Consider the following 16,549-nt stretch of genomic DNA (forward strand, 5'->3'; position numbering starts at 1 on the left):
GAGTCGTTATGTTCAAGTCTTCGCTCTCACAGTTTTCCTGCCGCAGCGCCGTGGCCCTTGCGCTGGTCGCAAGCAGTTCACAAGTGATGGCACATGGCTATTTAGAAAGCCCCAAAGCACGCCAAGCGATTTGCCATGAACAAGGAGGCTATTGGTGGCCTTCAGATGGATCACGTATCCCTAACGCTGCCTGTCGCGCTGCGTTCTTAGAATCGGGGCACTACCCGTTTGTGCAACACCACGAATCAGCCCAATTGGTGGCGGATTATCGCAATATGGATGCGGTGAAAGCGGCCGTTACCGATGGCAACTTATGTGGTGCCGGTGATCCCAATAAAGCCGGGATCAGTTTGCCCTCACCGGATTGGCAACGGACCGAAGTCACCCCAGATGGCAATGGGCAAATTGACGTGCGTTTTCGCGCCACCACACCGCACAACCCAAGCTTTTGGGAAATTTATCTGACCAAGCCAGACTATAACGGCGCGACCGATACGCTGACGTGGGACGATCTCGAAAAGATCGACACCTTTGGCGACCTGCCCATTGTGGTTGGCGATAACGGTAACCGGTATTACGAGATGACCGTGACCCTGCCCGCCGATCGTCAAGGTGATGCCATTCTCTATAGCCGTTGGCAACGTATTGATCCGGCCGGAGAAGGCTTCTACAACTGTGCCGACATCACCATCACCCCTAGTCAGACCGCCCCCGCCCAATGGCACGAGCTGGGCTACTTTGTCCCACATCCACAAATGGCAGCATTGGGCGATCGCGTGCGGGCCCGCTTGCACAATCGCCAAGGCCAAGAAGTCGTGGATGTCACACTCACCCTGACGGACCAAAATGTGGCGAATTGGCCACACGCACTGGCCAGCCTTATCGAGCAACAGGCTAACGAGCCCTTACGTATCGGGGTGATGCGCCACGGCGAGATCCAGTTTAATGCCGATGACGTGGTGCAAAACCAAGTCTTTAGCCATCACGATAGCTATAGCTTCAACCTGTCGGTGATCCCGGCTACCGACGAACCCACCAGCAACCTGCCCGCTTGGAGTGCATCTGACGTCTATGTGGCCAAGGATCGCGTGCGCTATGGCGACAACATCTACCAAGCAAAATGGTGGACACGCAACGAGCAACCCGGCGCTGCCCTTGTTTGGCAACGCGTGACACAATAAGGAGCAAACATGAAGCCAATGACCCTACTCTCTCTGGCGATTGCTGGGGCACTGGGTGCCAGCCACGCCGTGGCGGCCCCCTCAACCCCAAGTTTGGACTGGAAGCCACAGAACTATTCTTTTGTTGAAGTCGACGAATATGGTCGCGGATCGTACAAAGATCTGGTGCAACGCGTGGATGAAGTCCAAATTGAAATTAAATGGAATGCGTGGTCCGGTGATGGCGGTGACAGCTACAAGGTGTACTTTGACGATCAAGTCGTCAATCAAGGCACCTTACCGGCAGGAACCAAATCCGGCATTGTCACTTTTCCCTATGACAAAGGCGGCCGCCACCAGCTTAAACTCGCCTTGTGTGAAGGCGGCGTGGATGGCCAGTGTGCGACCAGTGCCGCCAAACCCATTGTGATCGCAGACACCGACGGAGTGCACCTTGACCCACTGCCGATGAATGTCGATCCGAACAACAATGACTACCCCAAACAGCCTGATACCGTGGTGGGGGCATACTTTGTCGAATGGGGCATTTATGGCCGTAACTTCGATGTCAGTCAGGTGCCCGCGGGGAATCTCACCCACATCTTATATGGCTTTATCCCCATTTGTGGCCCCAATGAGTCATTAGGCGACATCGAAAATGGCAACAGCTTGCGCGCGCTGGAGCTTGCCTGCCAAGGCTCAAAAGACTATGAAGTGGTGATCCATGACCCTTGGGCAGCGATTCAGAAAAAACTGCCCGGCACACCAGCTAAAGATCCAATTGGTGGCACTTACGCGCAAATGATGGCGCTCAAGCAGCGCTACCCGGATCTGAAAATTCTCCCATCCGTTGGCGGCTGGACCCTATCAGACCCCTTCTATGATTTCACCGACAAAGCCAACCGTGATGTCTTTGTTGCCTCGATGAAAGAGTTCCTACAAACCTGGAAGTTCTATGATGGGGTCGACATTGACTGGGAATACCCAGGCGGTGGCGGTGCCAATCCAGATTTAGGCAATCCCGATAAAGACAGCCAAGCCTACGCGGCCTTAATGCGTGAGCTGCGCGCGATGTTGGATGAGCTCGAGGCCGACACGGGCCGTGAGTACCAACTCACCTCGGCCGTCGGGGCCGGTTATGACAAAATCGCCAACGTCGATTACAGCGCCAGCGCGCCGTACATGGACTACATCTTTGCCATGACCTACGACTTTTTCGGCGCGTGGAATAATGTCACCGGTCACCAAACCGCGATTTACTGCGGCAGCCATATGAGCGCCGATGAGTGTGATGGTACTGGCGTCGATGACAACGGCGAGCCCCGTAAAGGTCCTGCCTACACGCTCGATAATGGCGTGCAATTACTGCTCGAAAGCGGCGTGCCACCGGAGAAAATGGTGATCGGTACCGCGATGTACGGCCGCGGCTGGGAAGGCGTTTTCCCTGCCAATGCAACCGATCCTAACAACCCGATGACCGCCCCCGGTAACGGCCCAATCAAAGGCAGTACCGCTGATGGTATTTGGGAAGCGGGCGTGATTGACTACAAAGGCGTCGTCAAATCAATGCTCGGCAGCGCGGGGAACGGTATCAATGGCTTCCAACCCGGTTATGATGAGCAAGCTGAAGCGGCCTACGTTTGGAACCCAGACAACGGCAAGCTAGTCACTTATGACAACCAGCGCTCGGTCAAAGCCAAAGGCCAGTATGTACGCAACCACAACTTCGCCGGTTTGTTTGCTTGGGAAATCGATGCCGACAATGGCGATATCCTTAATGCGATGCACGAGGGCTTAGCACAGGATGATCAACCACCTGTCAATAGTGCTCCTACCGTCACCCTTGCGCAGCAAAGCTATACGCTGGCGCCCGGAGCATCGTTAACTATTGCCGCCAATGGGCGTGATCGGGATGGCGATACCCTGACCTATCGCTGGCAAGGCGATACGGCGCTGACCCTGACTAATAGCGACACGGATTCGGTCACCGTGACCGCCCCCGATGTGAGTACCAGCACCGATTATTCCCTGTCGGTGACGGTATCGGATGGTCAAGCCAATGCCGAGGCCAGCACTACTATTAAGGTGGTGGTACCGGGTGAAAACCAAGCCCCCACCGTGGCACCTATCGCCCCTGTTAGCCTGAAAAGCGGTGAGCAAACCCGCGTGACGATTGAGGCAAACGACCCAGATGGCGATACACTCAGCTACACCTACCGTGCATCCGGCGATCTGGCCGTTGCTGGCAGCGGTGATCAGGTGACGCTGACCGCGCCCACCGTGACGGAGAATCGCGACTATGTGGTCACGGTCGAGGTCAGCGATGGCGACAAAACCACGCAAGCGCAATTCACGGTAACCGTGACGGCGGCCAGTGGCTTACCAACGTGGGATGAAAACACCGTGTATGTCGGCGGCGATCGCGTCCTGTATCAAGGGGTTGAGTATCGCGCCAAGTGGTGGACCAAAGGCCAGCGCCCAGACCAAGGCGATCCATGGGAGCGCGTCGGGGATAGCCAAGCCAACCAAAGCAGTGAATGGCAAGCGACCGTTGCTTATTCCGGTGGCGATGAAGTTGAATATAACAACCAACGCTACCAAGCCAAGTGGTGGACGCAAGGCGAAAAGCCGGGTAGCGCCGCGGTCTGGCAATTGCTGTAACGGTTTTTCACTTCCCTCAATGACAAAACGCCCCAACAGGGGCGTTTTTCTTCAGCGGTGGACAATAGACAAGGCACTTAACGACGCTGACGCACCGCTTCATACAAACAGACGCCAGTTGCCACGGACACGTTCAAGCTCGACACGCTACCCGCCATTGGGATCCGAATCAGCTCATCACAGGTTTCACGCGTCAAACGGCGCATGCCATCTCCTTCTGCGCCCATCACTAAGGCGAGCGGCCCCACCAATTTGGTGTCGTAAACATCATGATCGGCCTCACCCGCCGTGCCCACAAACCACACGCCCTGCTCTTTGAGCGCTCGCATGGTTCGCGCTAAGTTGGTGACGCGCACTAAAGGCACGACTTCAGCGGCGCCACAGGCGACTTTTCGCGCCGTAGCATTGAGCTGAGCGGATTTGTCTTTCGGGACAATCACCGCACTGACTCCGGCCGCATCCGCGGTACGCAAGCACGCCCCCAAGTTGTGGGGGTCAGTTACCCCATCAAGCACCAGCAACAAGGGGTTCTCGGTATTGGCGAGGATCGCCTCCAAGTCATTTTCGTTATACTGACGGCCCGCTTTGACACGTGCCACAATCCCTTGGTGCGACGCACCTTGGGTTTTGTCGTCTAACGCTTTGCGGCCGACTTGCTGAATACTGATCCCCAGCATCGCTAATTCGTTTAGTACAGGCACCAAGCGTTCGTCTTGACGGCCTTTTAGCACCATCACGTCAATAAAGCGAGATGGATCAGTCGCAAGCACGGCTTGGACGGCATGAATGCCGTAAATGGTTTCATTACTCATGGGTTACTTCTTTTTCTTGACCGCTTTAGGTTTTTGCTTCTTCGCCTTTTTCTTGCGTGCTTTTTCCGCAGGCGACTTACCTTTGCCCTTCTTGCCTTTTTTCTCTGCAGGGGCCTTGTCTTCTTCAACGCTCGGCACGGCGCCACGTTTCAGTTGCTGACGCACGGACATTCGCTCGCGACGGGCTTGTGGGTCTTTATTCGACTCCGCACGGCCTTTCTTGCGTTTGTCACGGGCTGTTTTCCCCGGGCGACGGGCTTTGCGCTCAGAGCCTACCAGCTCAAAGTCGATTTGTCGCTCATCCAAGTTAACGGCTAAGACTTTCACGGTCACCTGATCACCGAGTCGGAACACACGTCCCGAGCCTTCACCGACCAAGCGTTGACCCACCATATCAAAGCGATAGTAATCATTATCGAGGTTGGAAATATGGACCAAACCATCGATATGTAGCTCATTGAGGCGAACAAAGAAGCCAAAACCAGTGACATTGGCAATCACGCCTTCCAACTCATCACCAACGTGATCTTGCATGTATTCGCACTTAAGCCAATCAGCCACATCACGAGTAGCATCATCAGCACGGCGTTCGGTTTTCGAACACTGCTCGCCGAGCACATCCATATCGTCAAATGAGTAGTGGTAGCCACCGGTCGGGGTCCAACGATCTTGGTTTTTACCCGCTTGTTTGGCAATCAAGTATTTGAGTGCACGGTGCAACAGCAAATCCGGATAGCGACGAATAGGCGAGGTAAAGTGTGCGTATTGCTTGAGTGCCAAACCAAAGTGGCCTTGGTTATCCGCTTGATACACCGCTTGCTTCATCGAGCGGAGCAACATGGTTTGGATCAGTTCACTGTCAGCGCGACCATGCACCACATGCATCAGTGCCGCGTAGTCTTTCGGCGTCGGCTCAAGGCCGCCGCTGAGACTCAAGCCTAACTCGCCTAAGAAATCTTTAAAGCCACTGAGGCGCTCTTCGCCCGGCGCTTCGTGGACACGATAGAGTGCTGGCTCTTTGTGTTTTTCCACAAAACGCGCCGACGCGATATTGGCCAAGATCATACACTCTTCGATGATCTTGTGCGCATCGTTGCGCTCCACCGGCACAATACGGTCGATTTTACGCTGTGCGTTGAAAATAAACTGAGTTTCCACCGTCTCGAACTCAATCGCCCCCCGTTGTTGGCGAGCCTCACTGAGCACTTTGTACATATCGTGCAAAGTCTCTAAGTGCGGTACCAGAGAACGGTAGCGCTCACGCAACTCCTCATCGCCTTCAAGGATGTGAGACACCTTGGTATAGGTCAGACGCGCGTGGGAATTCATCACCGCTTCGTAATGCTTGTAGCCAGATAACGCACCTGACTCAGAAATCGTCATCTCACACACCATACACAAGCGATCGACTTGCGGGTTCAGCGAGCATAAACCATTGGAAAGCACTTCCGGCAACATGGGCACCACTTGATTCGGGAAGTACACCGAGTTACCGCGGTTTTGCGCTTCTTTATCCAACGCCGAATCAGGTCGCACATAGTAGCTGACATCGGCAATCGCTACCCACAGACGCCAGCCGCCCGAGCGTTTACGCTCGCAATAGACCGCATCATCAAAGTCGCGGGCATCTTCACCATCGATGGTCACCAGTGGCAAATCACGTAGATCGACGCGGCCTTCTTTGGCTTTTTCTGGTACCTCTTCACTCAAGCTTTTGACTTGCTTGAGGACCGCATCCGGCCATTGGTGGGGAATATCGTGGGTGCGCATCGCAATTTCGATTTCCATGCCGGGCGCCATGTTCTCGCCCAGCACTTCAACAATCTTACCGACAGGATTGGTTTGTCGAGTCGGGCGCTGCATGATCTCGACCACCACCACATTGCCCATACGCGCACCTTGGGTTTGCTCTTTGTCGATCACGATGTCTTGACCAAGACGGCTATCATCGGGCACGACAAAGCCCATGCCATCTTCCACAAAGTAACGGCCCACGATCTGACCTTGGCGTGCCTCGAGCACCCGTACTACACGGGCTTCTTTGCGGCCTCGCTTATCGGTGCCGACACCTTGGGCTAAAATCACATCACCGTGCATCACGCTACGCATTTGATGGTGCGGTAACATCCAATCATCGTGATTGCCTTTGCCTTCTGGGCGCAGAAAGCCAAAGCCGTCTCGGTGACCGATGACAGTGCCTTTAACCAAGTCTAATCGCTCGGGTAAGGCGTAGCACTGGCGACGGGTAAACACCAATTGGCCATCACGCTCCATAGCGCGCAGGCGTCGACGTAAGCCTTCATACTGTTCATCACCAGCGAGCCCCAAGTGTGCGAACAGATTGTCTCGACTTACCGGCGCTTTAAAGCTGCGTACGACCTCGAGCAGGTGTTCACGGCTAGGGACGGGATTGTCATATTTTTCTGCTTCACGAGCTTGGTGCGGATCGGCCGCAATGCCTGTGGGCGTATTTTTTGTCGAACCTGTGTCTTGCGACATAGACCTTTTCCTATTGGCGTATGTTGATTTCATTATATCTGTTAACTGACGCTAATGCGCCGCGATGATCGCAGTTTGACGTTTTGTTTCAGCGTCTTGCTTGTAAACAACGAGAGGAATATGGCGCAGGCACCATATCGAATCAGATTGGAAACAGATGAGTGGTAACGAGTATAACGAATTTGTGTGACAAAATCGCTTATTGTGCTTACCAATAACTGGTGCGACGTTTGGCGCGCGCAATAATGTTTTGTGGCATACGCGCTTCTAGCGCAGCACGCAGCTGAGCAATCCGATTGCGAGTTTGGGTGTCCGCGGTAATAGTTTGGTACAACCAACGGTAAGCATCTTCATAATCGAGCGGCGAGCCGACATCATCCACTAGCAGCTCAGCCAGTAAGATGCGTGCACGCGTATCCCCCAGCGAAGCCGCTTCACGCAGATAAGGAATGGCTCGGCGCTGGTCCTGCTGGACGAGCGTGCCATTGGCATAATAGCGTCCTAGTTGCTCGAGTGCCGCAGGCAAGCCTTGTTGTGCCGCCAGCTTCATGTAGTAAACACCCAGCTCCGCATCCTGATCCACACACACGCCCCACGCCAGCATATCACCGTATAAAAACTCATAGGCGGGCGATCCAACACGGGTGGCACGGGCTTCAATATCTTGGATCAATTGGCACTCGTCCTGCTTCACCCGTTCAAGGTGAGAGTTAGTTTCGAACAAGGCAATCAATTCGCTCTCTTCATACACAGGCACAGCGGGGCCGACGTCCGCTTTGGCCGCTGCTGTTGACAACAAAAGAGAAAAAACTAGCGTTCGAAACTTCATGCCTACTCGCTATCAAAACAAAAAACTAAGCAGCAGCGTCAGGGCTACCTGTGCCTTTTTTGTATCGGCGCTATGTGAAATGACTTTAGCAAAGGCGGCAAGTTTTTTCCGCTATCGCGCGATCTCGATTCCAAGCTGGGCGAAAAAAGCATTAAAAAAGCCAGCGACAAGGCGCTGGCTTTTATCATTCAAAGCAATTGCTTATTCAGCAAACGGATGTACTTTGATGATGGTTTCGTTACGGTCAGGACCGGTTGAAATAATATCAATCGGCACACCGGTCAGCTCTTCGATACGCTTGATGTAATCGAGCGCCGCTTGCGGCAGTTCGTCGAGAGATTTCACCCCAAAGGTGTTCTCGCTCCAACCAGGCATGCTTTCATAGATAGGCTCGATGTTTTCGTACGCGTCAGCGGCCAGAGGAGACACCTCAACGGTTGAACCGTCTGCCATCTTGTAACCGGTACAAATTTTGATTTCTTCCAAGCCGTCCATCACGTCAAGCTTGGTCAGACAGAAACCTGACACTGAGTTGATTTGTACTGCACGACGCATCGCAACCGCATCAAACCAACCACAACGACGTTTACGGCCGGTGGTCGCACCAAATTCGGCACCTTTAGTACCAAGGTGCATGCCAATCTCATCATCCAACTCAGTCGGGAATGGACCCGCACCAACACGCGTACAATACGCTTTAGCAATACCCAAGATATAGCCAAGGTGACGCGGACCAAAACCAGAGCCTGCAGCAACACCGCCGGCAGTGGTGTTCGACGAAGTAACGTACGGATAAGTACCGTGGTCGATGTCTAGCAAGGTGCCTTGTGCGCCTTCAAACATGATTTTGTCACCACGTTTGCGGGCATCATCAAGCTCTTGAGTCACGTCCATCACCATACCGGTAAGGATGTCCGCTTGCTCCATGACTGTCGCCAAGGTCTCTTCATAGCTCACAGGCTCAGCCTTGTAGAAATGCTCAAGCTGGAAGTTATGGAATTCCATCACTTCTTTTAGCTTTTCAGCAAAGGCTTCTTTGTCGAACAGATCGCCAACACGCAGACCACGACGTGCCACTTTATCTTCGTATGCAGGCCCGATACCGCGACCGGTCGTACCGATGGCTTTCTTACCGCGTGCTTGCTCACGTGCTGCGTCAAGCGCAATGTGATATGGCAGGATCAGAGGACAAGCTTCTGACAGGAATAGGCGCTCACGAACCGGCACACCGCGCGCTTCCAGCTCACCCATTTCTTTCAGCAGAGCATCCGGCGACAGCACAACACCGTTACCGATGATACATTTAACGTTGTTGCGAAGGATACCAGAAGGAATCAAGTGTAGGACGGTTTTCTCGCCGTCGATGACAAGAGTATGACCAGCATTGTGACCGCCTTGGTAGCGAACCACGTATTTAGCGTCTTCAGTCAAAAGATCAACGATCTTTCCCTTACCTTCGTCACCCCATTGGGTGCCGAGAACTACTACGTTATTACCCATCTTTTTCGATATGCAGCTAGTTAAAAATGGATTCTAGCACCTTCAAAAAACGGTTGCAGTTATTTTTTAACCATAATGTCGTTTTCTTACCATGGGCTTGTCACGTCAAGCTGACAGCCCCTTGGTTAACTCAAGAGGTAATAGGCCAATACCGCACCGATCACCACCAAGCAGCCTCCGATACGTCGCAACTGATTATCCGGCTGTTGGCTCAGTTCAGTCACCATTTGTCGCCATTGTTTAGGAAATAACATGGGCCCTAGCCCTTCGACCACCAATACCAGCGCAAGCGCTCCCCATAATGTCGTCATGATTCATCCTCCTACATTGAATCTCGCTGTGCGTGATAAGCCAAAGACAAAAAAAAGACAAGGCGCAGTGCCTTGTCTTTTCTCGCGGTTATTGCGGTTTATTTATTGATCACGTCAGGCTGCTTCATGTATTTGAAGAAGTCACTTTTCGGATCAACCACCAGCATATCGCTCTTGCTGTTAAAGCTCTTACGATAGGCTTGTAGCGAGCGCACAAAGCTATAAAACTCAGGCTCTTTCTTAAAAGCATTAGCAAACAGCTTCGCCACTTCTGCGTCAGCTTCACCACGGGTGATCCGCGCTTGACGCTCTGCTTTAGACAGAATAGTCGCCACTTCTAGCTCAGCTTGCGCGCGAATAATTTCCGCTTGCTCACGCCCTTGTGCACGATGACGACGGGCAACCGCCTCACGCTCAGCACGCATACGTGCATAAATAGACTCACTGATTTCACTCGGCAGGTTGATACGCTTGATACGCAAGTCAATCAACTCAATACCCAAATCACGTGAACCTTCGCTCGCCGCACGATCAAGGACACTTTTCATGACCTCATCACGCTTTTCAGACACGATTTCTTTAATGGTTTTGCTACCGATTTCGGCACGCAAGCCATCCGCGACACGACGCTGCAACAACGACTCGGCAGTCAGTTTGTTACCACCACCAGTGGACAGGTAATACTGGCCAAAGTCTTTGATACGCCACTTCACGTAAGAGTCAATAATGACGTCTTTTTTCTCGGCGGTAACAAAACGGTCAGCACGGTCATCCATGGTTTGGATACGCGCATCGAGTGTGTTGACGCGATCAAACAATGGCAGTTTGAAATGCAGACCCGGCTGATAGATTTTCGCCACGTCGTTATCCGTTTTAAGCACGCGCCCAAAACGGACCACGATGCTACGTTCGCCTTCACTCACCACGAAGATCGACATCAAAAAGACAACAACGGCTAGGACGACAACAGGGATCATCATCTTACGCATGCTTAGTATCTCCCTTCTCGTGATGAACCAGAACGCGGCGCCGACTCTTGCTGGGTTGGCTGTGCGCTTTGCTCAAGCTCAATACCATATTGGCTGCTCGACGTCTCTTTACGCTGGTTCGGTCCAACGGCTGCGCCTCCCATTAGCTTATCGAGTGGGAGATATAACAGATTGCTGTTGCCGCTTTGCGAATCCACCATCACCTTACTGGTGTTGCTGTAGACTTCTTCCATGGTCTGAATATACAGACGGTTACGCGTTACGCGTGGGGCTTCACGGTACTCAGGCAAGAGTTTCTCAAATTGAGACACTTCACCTTGTGCTTCGTTAACCGTGCGCTCTTTGTAACCCAATGCGGCTTTTTTCAAGGTTTCCGCACGACCGGTTGCTTTTGGCAATACGTCATTACGATAGGCTTCAGCTTCACGGATAAAACGCGCTTCATCCTCTCGTGCTGCAATCGCATCATCAAACGCGTCTTTCACTTGCTCCGGTGGGCGCGCATATTGGAAGTTTACATCCACCACCAACAGTCCCATGTCGTACTTATCGATGATTTTGTTGAGTTCCACTTGGGTACGCTCACGCACTTCTTGACGACCACGGGTGATGATATCGTCCATCAAGGAGTCACCGACCACCGCACGAAGCGCTGAATCTGTGGCTTGACGTAAGCTATCGTCAGCATTGGTGACGCTGTAAAGATATTGCTGTGGATCCATCACGCGGTATTGCACGTCCATTTCAACGTTCACCACGTTCTCGTCTTTAGTCAGCATAAGGCCCGAGCTGTTCAGAGAACGGATAGATTCAACGTTGACGGTGCTGACTGTATCCACAAAGGTAGGTTTCCAGTTCAAACCAGGCTGCACGATCCGGTCATATTGTCCAAAACGCAGCACCACACCCCGCTCGGCTTCGCCGATGGTGTAGAACCCAGAGATCCCCCAAACAATCGCGCCAATCAGTGCAAGTACACCTAGACCGGCGACGCCTCCCCCAAAGGATGGGCCTTTGCCTTTACGGCCTCCGCCGCCTAAGCCACCGAGTTTGCGGCTTAGCTTGTTAAATAGTTCATCAAGATCCGGTGGGCCTTGATTCCGGCCACCACGATTGCCCCAGGGGTCTTTATCGGGACCGCCATTGTTTCCTGGCTCATTCCACGCCATTCGCGCTCTCCATCAAATTGATCTGACGATAGTTTTTTACTTTAGCAGCCTAGTCGCTGACGATAAAGTCGCCAAGGTGACTGCCTTCTCTTTTTTCCAGCCGATACCAATCTGTTTGTGGCAAACGCACATCAACGAGTAAGTGACCATCGTCTTGGTACTCCTCGTGCACAATGCAGCGCATCTGACAAAACTTACTGTGCATTCGGCCCGCCATGCTTGGTGGCAACCGGAGGCGGTGTTTCACCATGGTGCCAGCCAAACGCTCGGTGAGGGCTTCAAATATCAGCGAAATTCCTTGTCCGGATAGCGCCGAGACCCATACCGCTTGTGGGATCCCCTCGTCGTCTCGTTCAATACGAGGTTCAGCGCGTTCTAGACTATCGATTTTATTCATGACAATCAGACGAGGCACATCAGCGGCGTCAATTTCTTCTAGCACGCTGTTGACCGCTTCCATATTGTCACGGTACCTGTCATCACTGGCATCGACCACGTGCAGCAGCAAGTCCGCTTCTTGGGTTTCTTGCAAGGTTGCTTTAAATGCAGCCACCAAGTCATGCGGCAGGTGGCGAATAAAGCCCACCGTGTCGGCAAGAATTGAGGGACCAACATCCTCCACTTCAATCCGGCGTAAGGTCGGATCGAGGGTGGCAAACAACTGATCAGCGGCATACACACCCGCTTCAGTGATGCGGTTAAATAACGTTGATTTCCCAGCGTTGGTATAGCCTACGAGTGAGATAGTGGGCACTTCCGCACGTGCTCGCGCTCGACGCCCCTGCTCTCGCTGCTTGGCGACTTTTTCCAACCGACGAAGAATCGCTTTTACCCGATCTCGCAATAATCGACGGTCAGTTTCCAACTGGGTTTCACCCGGCCCGCGCAAACCAATCCCACCTTTTTGCCGCTCAAGGTGAGTCCAGCCTCGCACCAAACGCGTTGACAGGTGGCGTAGCTGGGCCAGCTCTACCTGCAACTTACCCTCATGGGTGCGTGCACGTTGGGCAAAGATGTCGAGGATCAAGCCGGTTCGGTCTAACACTCGACACTTAAACAATTGTTCCAAGTTACGCTCTTGCGCCGGTGATAATGCGTGATTGAAGATCACGACATCGGCACCGACTTGGCGTACGGTGTCAGCGACTTCTTGCGCCTTACCCTCACCGACAAAATACTTGGGATGTGGTGACTGACGGCTGCCGACAACAACTTGCAAGGCATCGACACCCGAGGACGACACCAGCATTTGAAACTCGCTGAGATCGTCCCACTCGCCATCATGGGTAAAATTGATATGAACGAGTACAGCCTGTTCACCGGCCTCGTAACGGTCAAACAAGCAAACAGCTCCTTAGCAAATGAATGCTCACTCCTCAGGTTTATCCTGCTGACGATCACCGTGTGAACGCTCGGCAGAACCCTGGTTATTGTTATGGTGGCTGACTGGACGTGCAGGCACGACGGTTGAGATCGCGTGCTTATACACCATCTGGTTAACCGTGTTTTTCAGCAGAATCACGAATTGATCAAACGATTCAATCTGGCCTTGCAACTTAATGCCATTCACCAAGTAAATGGAAACGGGAATACGCTCACGACGTAGCGCATTTAAGAATGGGTCTTGTAATGATTGCCCCTTAGCCATTATTTCTTTTCCTTATTTGTTTGTAATTGTAGTCAATCTAAGCGGTTAAGCAGCGTCCTTGTCAGGGACAGTATACATTAAGTCTCTGTCTCTGCCGCCAACGCTTTTGTCACCGTTTGTAAAGATAGTGACGGCGAGTCACTATCAAGCCAAGTCACATTTTCCCAGCCGCGAAGCCAAGTAATCTGACGTTTGGCCAACTGGCGCGTCGCGCAAATCCCACGATAAACGGCTTCTTCATGGGTGCAGCGTCCGGCCAAATAATCCCACATCTGGCGATACCCCACGCAACGAATCGACGGCAAATCCGGATGCAGATCACCTCTTTCGTATAGCGCGCGTACCTCCTGTTCAAACCCTGCCTCTACCATCTTGGCAAAGCGAAGTTCGATGCGGCGATGCAACTCTCCTCGATCCTGAGGAGTGATTGCGAACTGGTGAACCTGATACGGCAAAGGATCACCTTTTTTCTCAGTTAGCGCCGTTAATGTGTGTCCGGAAACCCGGAATACTTCTAACGCACGCATGATGCGCTGCGGATCATTGGGATGGATCCGCGCGCCCGCAACAGGATCAATATGGCATAACTGCTGATGCAATGCCTCCCAACCGTGCTGCTGCGCCTCTTTTTCAATCGCGTCGCGCACCTCAGGATCCGCACTGGGTAGCGGTGATAATCCCTCGAGCAACGCTTTAAAGTACAACATTGTGCCCCCCACCAGCAGCGGGATTTTGCCTTGGGCAACAATCTCTGCCATCGCGGTGAGCGCATCGTCACGAAAGTCGGCCGCCGAATAGGCTTGCGACGGATCGCGAATATCAATTAGGCGATGCGGGGCCTGAGCCAATTCATCAGCCGTTGGTTTGGCAGTACCAATGTCCATGCCGCGGTAAATCAATGCCGAATCCACACTAATAATTTCCACCGGCAATGTTTTACGTAACGCTATAGCCAGATCCGTTTTTCCGGAGGCAGTCGGCCCCATCAGAAAAATGGCCTTGGGCAACGGATTAGTCATGCTGTAATGCTTCTATCGCTGTGGTCAAGTCAAGACGTTTAAACACGCGCTGATAGCCATGCTGTAACGCCTCGCCCTGCCAATATTGTTCAATTTCCGAAACGGTCTGTACCGCTTGCGCAAGGCTGACGTGATCCGATGCTACTGTCAACTGCTTTGCCAGCCAACTCCACATGCTTGAGCTGTGATCTTCATGGGGTTGATCTGGGGTTAATGACAATAAAAATGCCAACAAGTCGGGAATAAAAGCTTGGAGGTTGGACTGGCGCAGTGGCTGACATACTGTCATGACCATCAACTGTTGTCCTTTTACCTTTATATGGATCCCAAAGCGCCCTAATAAGGTTTGATAGTGCTCAACCGCCTCACATTCTTGAGGCGACGCCGACATCCGCTGCGGGATCAATAGCGGCTGTGCCACTAACCCTTCATCAAGGGCGGGTCGCAACGCTCCCTGCTGACGCCATGTCTGCAAGGCTTGATAATCCGCCAACCACAATGCATCGCCGCGCGCGATCAGCACATAGTGACCGTGAGTCACGGCAAGCACTTTGCCTAACCCAGTTTCTGCGCTAGCGGGCCGATCGCTGACATCGGCGACCGCCGCCTCGACCGTTGACACAGCCTCAGACACGGCTGGGGCTGATGTTTCCGAGAGTGTGGCGGTCTGCGCGTGCGGCTTTTGTTCTGACGCGTCAGGCGTCATCAGTGCCTGATACGCTTGTGTCGCCTTTTTAGATGGTGGCGCGGGTTGCGAGGAAAACGCGCGATTCCCCGACCATTCACCTGATTGCCCACGCTCGCGGACCGGCTCCTTGCGCTGGCCGGGATAATCCGGAAAACGGTTCACCGCGGTTTGGTAATCACTGGCCACCGCAGATGGCCGTGTCTGATAGCTAGCCTGTTCGCGGACCTCACCGGTTTCATTGTCCACCCCCTCTAAGACGGGAGAACTGGCCTGCTGTAACGCATCAAAAATAGCTTGGAAAATAAAGTCATGCACCAAGCGGGCTTGATGGAATCGCACTTCATGCTTCGCGGGGTGTACATTCACATCCACTTGGTGCGGTTCCACATCAATGTAAAGAACAAACGCCGCATATTGGTCAGGGGCAAGGCTTTGCTCGTAGCCTTGACGAATCGCATGGTTAATCAGCTTGTCTTTCATCATCCGCTGATTGACAAAGCAGTGCTGCATATCATTTTGCTGACGCGCACCTTCTGGCGTACAAATCCATCCCCGAAGCGTCATATCATGATGGGTCAGCTCCACGCGCAACGCATGGTCAACAAACTTTTGCCCACATACCGCTTTGAGACGACGTACCGGATCGCCCTGTTCAGGTACTCGCCGATACTGACGCACAGGCGTGCCGTTGTGACGCACGTTAATGGTGATATCGAAACGGCTCAGTGCAATACGGCGCAATAGCTCATCAATATGGCCAAATTCCGTTTTCTCGGTACGTAAAAACTTACGTCGTGCGGGTGTATTGAAAAACAAGTCCACCACTTCCACCGTACACCCCACCGGATGCGCCGCAGGCTTAACACTCACGGCCATATCACGGCCTTCGGCATACGCTGACCACGCCTCTTGCTGTTCGGCAGGACGCGAGGTAATGGTCAGGCGAGAAACGGAGCTGATACTCGCCAGCGCCTCGCCGCGAAAGCCTAAACTCATGATCGCTTCGAGATCATCCAAGGTGTGGATTTTTGAGGTGGCATGCCGGCTCAACGCCAACTGTAAGTCTGCTTTACTAATTCCGCTGCCGTTATCACGCACACGGATCAGCTTACTGCCGCCTTTTTCAATATCGATATCGATACGGGTCGCGCCCGCATCAATACTGTTCTCGACCAACTCTTTGACCACAGACGCTGGCCTTTCGACCACTTCGCCCGCGGCGATTTGGTTGGCCAAGCGAGCCGGTAAAATCTGAATGGCCATA

Annotated in this window: 13 protein-coding genes; 2 read left to right on the forward strand and 11 right to left on the reverse strand. The window is 53.0% G+C overall.

The window, feature by feature from the left end; all coding sequences use genetic code 11:
• Nucleotides 1-8 precede the first annotated feature (8 nt).
• Nucleotides 9-1,181 (forward strand): lytic polysaccharide monooxygenase, encoded by a 1,173-nt coding sequence (locus tag BGK46_RS12370; RefSeq protein ID WP_084781447.1) that lies wholly within the window; start codon nucleotides 9-11, stop codon nucleotides 1,179-1,181.
• 9 nt (nucleotides 1,182-1,190) lie between these two features.
• Nucleotides 1,191-3,821, forward strand: a complete 2,631-nt coding sequence (locus BGK46_RS12375) for a glycosyl hydrolase family 18 protein (protein ID WP_069589700.1) — start codon at nucleotides 1,191-1,193, stop codon at nucleotides 3,819-3,821.
• 77 nt (nucleotides 3,822-3,898) lie between these two features.
• On the opposite strand, the gene rlmB is transcribed toward BGK46_RS12375, so the two are convergent.
• From rlmB to mutL, 11 genes are all read right to left on the reverse strand, one after another.
• Nucleotides 3,899-4,633 carry a 23S rRNA (guanosine(2251)-2'-O)-methyltransferase RlmB gene (rlmB, locus tag BGK46_RS12380; protein ID WP_069589701.1) on the reverse strand — a complete coding sequence of 245 codons (735 nt, stop codon included), beginning with the start codon at nucleotides 4,631-4,633 and terminating at the stop codon, nucleotides 3,899-3,901.
• A 3-nt stretch (nucleotides 4,634-4,636) separates the two neighbouring features.
• Nucleotides 4,637-7,132: a ribonuclease R gene (gene rnr / locus BGK46_RS12385; RefSeq protein ID WP_069589703.1), complete on the reverse strand. Its 2,496-nt coding sequence runs from the start codon at nucleotides 7,130-7,132 to the stop codon at nucleotides 4,637-4,639.
• Between the two features lie 208 nt (nucleotides 7,133-7,340).
• The gene (gene motX / locus BGK46_RS12390; RefSeq protein ID WP_069589705.1) at nucleotides 7,341-7,961 is read right to left on the reverse strand and encodes a flagellar protein MotX; all 621 of its coding nucleotides are present in this window, start codon (nucleotides 7,959-7,961) and stop codon (nucleotides 7,341-7,343) included.
• Nucleotides 7,962-8,162: 201 nt separating this feature from the next.
• Complete coding sequence (locus BGK46_RS12395; RefSeq protein ID WP_069589706.1) at nucleotides 8,163-9,461, reverse strand: adenylosuccinate synthase; 1,299 nt, start codon at nucleotides 9,459-9,461, stop codon at nucleotides 8,163-8,165.
• A gap of 125 nt (nucleotides 9,462-9,586) precedes the next feature.
• Entirely contained in the window at nucleotides 9,587-9,772 is a 186-nt protein-coding gene (locus BGK46_RS12400; protein WP_069589707.1) for a DUF2065 domain-containing protein, read from the reverse strand.
• A 98-nt stretch (nucleotides 9,773-9,870) separates the two neighbouring features.
• Entirely contained in the window at nucleotides 9,871-10,761 is an 891-nt protein-coding gene (gene hflC, locus BGK46_RS12405; protein ID WP_069589708.1) for a protease modulator HflC, read from the reverse strand.
• A 2-nt stretch (nucleotides 10,762-10,763) separates the two neighbouring features.
• On the reverse strand, nucleotides 10,764-11,930 hold the full coding sequence (gene hflK / locus BGK46_RS12410; RefSeq protein WP_069589710.1) for an FtsH protease activity modulator HflK: 1,167 nt from the start codon (nucleotides 11,928-11,930) through the stop codon (nucleotides 10,764-10,766).
• A 49-nt stretch (nucleotides 11,931-11,979) separates the two neighbouring features.
• Complete coding sequence (hflX, locus tag BGK46_RS12415; protein ID WP_069589711.1) at nucleotides 11,980-13,272, reverse strand: ribosome rescue GTPase HflX; 1,293 nt, start codon at nucleotides 13,270-13,272, stop codon at nucleotides 11,980-11,982.
• A gap of 27 nt (nucleotides 13,273-13,299) precedes the next feature.
• On the reverse strand, nucleotides 13,300-13,578 hold the full coding sequence (gene hfq / locus BGK46_RS12420) for an RNA chaperone Hfq (RefSeq protein ID WP_069589712.1): 279 nt from the start codon (nucleotides 13,576-13,578) through the stop codon (nucleotides 13,300-13,302).
• A 77-nt stretch (nucleotides 13,579-13,655) separates the two neighbouring features.
• Nucleotides 13,656-14,597, reverse strand: a complete 942-nt coding sequence (miaA, locus tag BGK46_RS12425) for a tRNA (adenosine(37)-N6)-dimethylallyltransferase MiaA (RefSeq protein ID WP_069589714.1) — start codon at nucleotides 14,595-14,597, stop codon at nucleotides 13,656-13,658.
• Nucleotides 14,590-16,548, reverse strand: a complete 1,959-nt coding sequence (gene mutL / locus BGK46_RS12430; protein WP_069589715.1) for a DNA mismatch repair endonuclease MutL — start codon at nucleotides 16,546-16,548, stop codon at nucleotides 14,590-14,592. Before mutL ends, miaA begins: the two co-directional genes overlap by 8 nt.
• Between the last annotated feature and the right edge of the window lies 1 nt (nucleotide 16,549).

Source organism: Salinivibrio sp. SS2 (genome assembly GCF_001722075.1).
Classification (GTDB): Bacteria; Pseudomonadota; Gammaproteobacteria; order Enterobacterales; family Vibrionaceae; genus Salinivibrio; species Salinivibrio proteolyticus.